This window comes from uncultured Methanobrevibacter sp., assembly GCF_947169325.1.
Taxonomy (GTDB): Archaea; Methanobacteriota; Methanobacteria; order Methanobacteriales; family Methanobacteriaceae; genus Methanocatella.
In genome coordinates this window covers 1-4,623 of the sequence record NZ_CAMVPN010000126.1, presented here as the reverse complement: position 1 = coordinate 4,623, position 4,623 = coordinate 1, and the positions used below count along the sequence as shown (strand labels likewise).

The following is a 4,623-nucleotide window of genomic DNA, read 5'->3' as shown; positions in this document are numbered from 1 at the left end:
TAAAAAGAATCCGTGAAGATCAAAGAACTAAAAAAATCCAACATTGGAAAATTGAGCAAAAAGCTGAAAAATTCTTAGAATTGGCTGCTAAATCATTGGATAAGGATTTAGACACTGCTTACGATGAAGTGGGTTACGAACTCATGGACATCTTCGGTGATGTCTACGGTGCTTTTGAAACCGCTTCTGATGAAGGTGCAGAATCCCTTACTGAAGAAGGAATCCCACAGGATTGGGCTGACGCCATTACTGAAGTGGCTAAGAAAAACATCACTCCTCCTGAAGTTCACATCAGCGGTTATGTCGACATCGAAACTTTCGTGCCTAATGGTGTTGAAATCATCATTGCTGCTTTGAAAGCTGCTGAAGACAACGGTGATGAGGAAGAGGAAATCAAGGTCCAGTGCGTAGGTGCACCAAGATACAGAATCACTGTAAAATCTAGTGATTACATATTGGCTGAAAAAGCTCTTAAAGCTGCTGCCGATAGATGCATTGCAGTTGTAGAAGAATCCGAAGGAAATGGTTCATTTTTAAGAGAATTAGATAATAATTAGATTCATATGAATATGAAAATGAATAAATGTCCTGAGTGCGGTATTTATACTTTAAAGGAAGCCTGCCCTAAATGCGGCGGCAAACTTAAGGTAATTTACCCTCCTAAATTTTCAATTGAGGATAAGTACGGTAAATACCGCAGAATATTAAAAAAGGAAGCGATGAAGGAGTAATGGGATATGAATAGTATAGAGCTGACTGTTTTAGAAGAAATTGAATTGGACAATCCTATTTTTATAGAAGCATTACCTGGACTTGGACATGTAGGTAAATTGGCTGCTGATCATATGATTGATGAATTGGGAGCCACCAAATTCGCTGAAATCTATTCTCCAACTTTCCCTCCTCAAGTCATTGTTAAAGAGGAAGGAATAATCGAAAATATGCTTAACGAATTATACTACTTAAAAGATGTCGGTGAAGATAATCTTGATTTGATTATCCTTGTCGGAAATACTCAGGCATTGTCTCCGGAAGGCCAATACCTTGTGTGCAAAGACATCCTAGAATTCGTAATGGGATTCGACATCGATAGGATTTACACATTAGGTGGAATGGTCACAGGCCAAGCTCCTGAAAATCCTAAGGTTTTCGGTGCAGCCACTTGTGAAGAAAATGCCGAATTATTAAAAGAAGCTGGAATTGAACTCAGGTCCAATGATGGTGGAATCGTTGGTGCTTCTGGTTTATTTTTAGGTTTAGGAGTACGTCAAGGAATCCATGGATCTTGCCTGATGGGTGAAACTCCGGGTTATTTCATTGATGCCGAAGCTGCTGAAGCCGTATTAAACAAATTGTCCATGTTGCTTAATTTTGAGATTAACGTCGATGAATTAGAGCAAAGAGCTGAAGAAACCAGGCAAATGATTGCCAGAGCTCAGCAAATGGAACAAGACATGATTAATAAGGCAAATGCAGGAAATGCTGATGATTTAAGATATATCGGATAAGCCGATATATTTCTATTTTTTACTTTTTTTCATGAACGTTATTGTTGTTCCCGACGCTTCAATGATTGTCATTCCACTCATTGAAAAGAATGGACATACTTATTTATCTCCTTCAAATTTTTCCAGATATGACAACATGGACATCTGCGATGGCAATTTTAGTTTTGATAATCTGATTAACACATACTGTTCCAGCGAGGTTCCGTCAGGTCTTAAAGGAAGGCTTTTTTTATTTTCCAAGGTTGTTGACAAGGCGGATGCCGCAATCATCATTGGAAGAAGGCCAAAAAATCGCACTCCTATGTACAATGCCTTAAATGATGTGATATTGTTTGGAAGCAACTCCTGCAACAATGCCCATAGCCTCACGGTCAAGATTGTAAATGATTTGGACATTCCCACATTAAAGCTGGCTTATCCAACAAGCCAAAAACAGATTATCGATTTGATTGATAAGACAAACTCTTTTTTAAAAAATCTGGATAGGTCTTCTAATCCTGACAATTTAGGAGCAGATTTATATCCTAAAAAGGAAAAATGCTCAGTTTTTGATGTTAAAAAGATATTGGATAAATTAATATAACAACAACACCAACTGTTAATCATGTTGATAAATGCTGATTTTCATGTTCACTCCTGCTTTTCGATGGCATCTTCAAAGGATATGCTGATTAGGAATATGGCTCCCAAATCCAAACTGAAGGGGTTGAGTCTTTTGGGAACCGGTGATGCATTTCATCCGGGATGGCTGGACATAATTGAAGAGACTACGGACTATTCTGGTGATGGAATCTACACTTACGGCGATATGGACTTCGTCCTGACAACTGAAGTTGAGGGAAAAAACAAGATTCATCACCTCATTATCATTCCAAACCTTGAAATCGCAAGGGAACTGTCTGCTAAATTGCCGTCTAAAAACAAAAATGCCGACGGCAGGCCAAAGACTCAATTGGGCGGTGCCGAGATTTTGGAGCTGGTTCGTGATTATGATTGTCTAATCGGACCGGCACATGCATTCACCCCATGGACAGGTATGTACAAGTCATTTGACAGTATTTATGATTGCTATGAAGCGAAACCTGATTTTGTTGAACTTGGTCTTTCAGCAGACACTTTCATGGCCGATACTGTCCGGGAACTTAAGGATTTCCCGTTTCTCACTAATTCCGATGCACACTCCCCATGGCCCCACAGGCTTGGAAGGGAATTCAACCAAATCGAGCTTGAGGACATCTCATTTTCATCGATAAAAAAGGCAATCAAAAACAGGGATATCATGGCAAACTACGGTCTGATTCCCAATCTTGGAAAGTACCATATGACAGCATGCACAAAATGCTACAAACTGGTTGATCCGATGATTGCCCGTGAAAACAGGATGAAGTGCAGCTGCGGTGGAACTGTCAAAAAAGGCGTTGACTTCAGGATATCCGAAATTGCCGATTATTCGGAACCGAAACATCCTGATTTCAGGCCGAAATATGTTCATCTGATGCCTCTTGCCGAGCTGATTTCAACAGTATACGATAAGGGAGTCACTACAAAAACCGTTCAGGGAAAATGGCAGGGTCTAATTGACATTTTCCAAACCGAAATCAATGTTTTAATTGATGTTTCAATAGATGAGATTTCAAAAATTGATGTAAATGTTGCAAATGCCGTTGAAGCATTCAGAAACAATACTATAGATGTTGTTCCTGGTGGTGGCGGTAAATATGGTGAAATTTCATTTGAAAAGAAATTAGAAAAGCCGAAAGCGGCGAAAATCACCACTTTGGACAGTTTCTAGATACGGACTTGGAGGGATTTGAACCCTCGATCTTAAGATTAGGAGTCTTACGCCCTTCCAGACTAGGCTACAAGCCCATAAAAATATTTAAATCCGTGAAATTGTCTTTAAAAAAAGCTGATTGTAATGAGAGCGGACCCGCCGGGATTTGAACCCGGGGTCTTCGGATTAGAAGTCCGACGCCCTATCCAGCTAGGCTACGGGCCCTTCATATACAACAATAATTATTATATTTTTCTTATTATATATAGTTATCTACCAATTTAAAAAAATAAAAGAAAGGATTAAAAATCCTTACATTCTACTTACGCTTCCGGTAGCGTCATCAATTCCGATACTGTCTACTGCATTTCCGTCTTGGTCATAAATGGTAGCATACCAGTATCCTCCGGAATAGTATACACTTCCTGCATAGCATCCAGGTTCTCCTACAGCACTATTTGCAATACTTTGAGCTGTGGAATATGATAAGTGTGTACCGGAACTTGATCCTGAATCGCTGCTGCTTGAGCTAGAACCGCCATAATCGCTTCCGCCACCATAGCCTGATCCTGAACCTTCACTGGTGCCTGCTCCAGCGCCTCCTGATGAAGTGTCTCCAGCACCGGAACCGCTAGCTCCTCCATTGGTGGTAGCTACAGAATGTCCAGTTCCATTTCCATGAGTGGTATTATTTCCAAGTCCGTTTCCAGCATTGCTGTTTGCGGACATACTTGATAAGTCGGAGAATATTGGACTGTCACTATTTGTTATTCCATATGCTGCTACAGCCGCTGCAATACATAATACAATGATTATAGAAATTATAATGTTTGCTTTATCCAATTTCGTCCCTCCTTTAAAATTATATCTTAGATAATAAATTTAATTTAGTCTTCATGTGTTATATATATTTCGATTAGAAATTTGTGGCATAACTTATTAATAATAATAAATAAATATACTTAATGTTAGTTTCTAATTGCTAATAATTGAGGTGACATATTTGAAAGATAGAGTAGTTATATCTCCAACAACTCGTCAAGAAGGCCATGCCGAATTGGTCATGGAAGTTGACGACGAAGGGATAGTTACAAAAGGTATGTATTTTAGTATAACTCCTGTAAGGGGTTTAGAGAAGATGGTTCTTAACAAAGCTCCTGAAACAGCTCCTGTTTTATGTCAAAGAATCTGTGGAGTATGTCCAATTCCACACACATTAGCTTCCGCAGAAGCAATGGACATGGCATTAGGTATTGAAATTCCTAAAGCAGGTAAATTGTTAAGAAAAGCTGTCGCAGCAGCACACGGTATTAACAGTGCAGCAATTCACCACTTCTTAGT

At 39.3% G+C, this 4,623-nt stretch carries 7 protein-coding genes and 2 tRNA genes; 6 read left to right on the top strand and 3 right to left on the bottom strand.

The features are described from left to right. The 5 genes from Q0W26_RS11480 to Q0W26_RS11460 form a co-directional block, all read left to right on the top strand. The coding region (locus Q0W26_RS11480) for a translation initiation factor IF-2 subunit alpha (RefSeq protein WP_298525550.1) at positions 1-557 on the top strand (557 nt) is incomplete at its 5' end. Positions 558-563: 6 nt separating this feature from the next. After that, positions 564-731, top strand: a complete 168-nt coding sequence (locus Q0W26_RS11475; RefSeq protein WP_298525548.1) for an RNA-protein complex protein Nop10 — start codon at positions 564-566, stop codon at positions 729-731. Between the two features lie 6 nt (positions 732-737). After that, entirely contained in the window at positions 738-1,508 is a 771-nt protein-coding gene (locus tag Q0W26_RS11470) for a proteasome assembly chaperone family protein (RefSeq protein ID WP_298525545.1), read from the top strand. Positions 1,509-1,539: 31 nt separating this feature from the next. After that, the gene (locus Q0W26_RS11465; protein WP_298525542.1) at positions 1,540-2,091 is read left to right on the top strand and encodes a DUF2112 family protein; all 552 of its coding nucleotides are present in this window, start codon (positions 1,540-1,542) and stop codon (positions 2,089-2,091) included. Positions 2,092-2,112: 21 nt separating this feature from the next. Further along, on the top strand, positions 2,113-3,300 hold the full coding sequence (locus Q0W26_RS11460; protein WP_298525539.1) for a TIGR00375 family protein: 1,188 nt from the start codon (positions 2,113-2,115) through the stop codon (positions 3,298-3,300). Between the two features lie 3 nt (positions 3,301-3,303). Here Q0W26_RS11460 and Q0W26_RS11455 read toward each other — a convergent pair. The 3 genes from Q0W26_RS11455 to Q0W26_RS11445 form a co-directional block, all read right to left on the bottom strand. Next, positions 3,304-3,377 (bottom strand) — tRNA-Arg (locus Q0W26_RS11455). 56 nt (positions 3,378-3,433) lie between these two features. Continuing rightward, positions 3,434-3,507: transfer RNA gene (locus tag Q0W26_RS11450), tRNA-Arg, on the bottom strand. Between the two features lie 87 nt (positions 3,508-3,594). After that, entirely contained in the window at positions 3,595-4,125 is a 531-nt protein-coding gene (locus Q0W26_RS11445; protein WP_298525536.1) for an endoglucanase, read from the bottom strand. 160 nt (positions 4,126-4,285) lie between these two features. Here Q0W26_RS11445 and Q0W26_RS11440 point away from each other — a divergent pair. Continuing rightward, on the top strand, positions 4,286-4,623 hold a 338-nt coding region (locus tag Q0W26_RS11440; protein WP_298525533.1), incomplete at its 3' end, for a nickel-dependent hydrogenase large subunit.

Excerpts from the sequence above, each read along its gene's own strand:
- Q0W26_RS11465 (WP_298525542.1), top strand. The coding sequence starts at position 1,540 with ATGAACGTTATTGTTGTTCCCGACGCTTCAATGATTGTCATTCCACTC.
- Q0W26_RS11460 (WP_298525539.1), top strand. The coding sequence starts at position 2,113 with ATGTTGATAAATGCTGATTTTCATGTTCACTCCTGCTTTTCGATGGCA.
- Q0W26_RS11475 (WP_298525548.1), top strand. The coding sequence starts at position 564 with ATGAATATGAAAATGAATAAATGTCCTGAGTGCGGTATTTATACTTTA.
- Q0W26_RS11470 (WP_298525545.1), top strand. The coding sequence starts at position 738 with ATGAATAGTATAGAGCTGACTGTTTTAGAAGAAATTGAATTGGACAAT.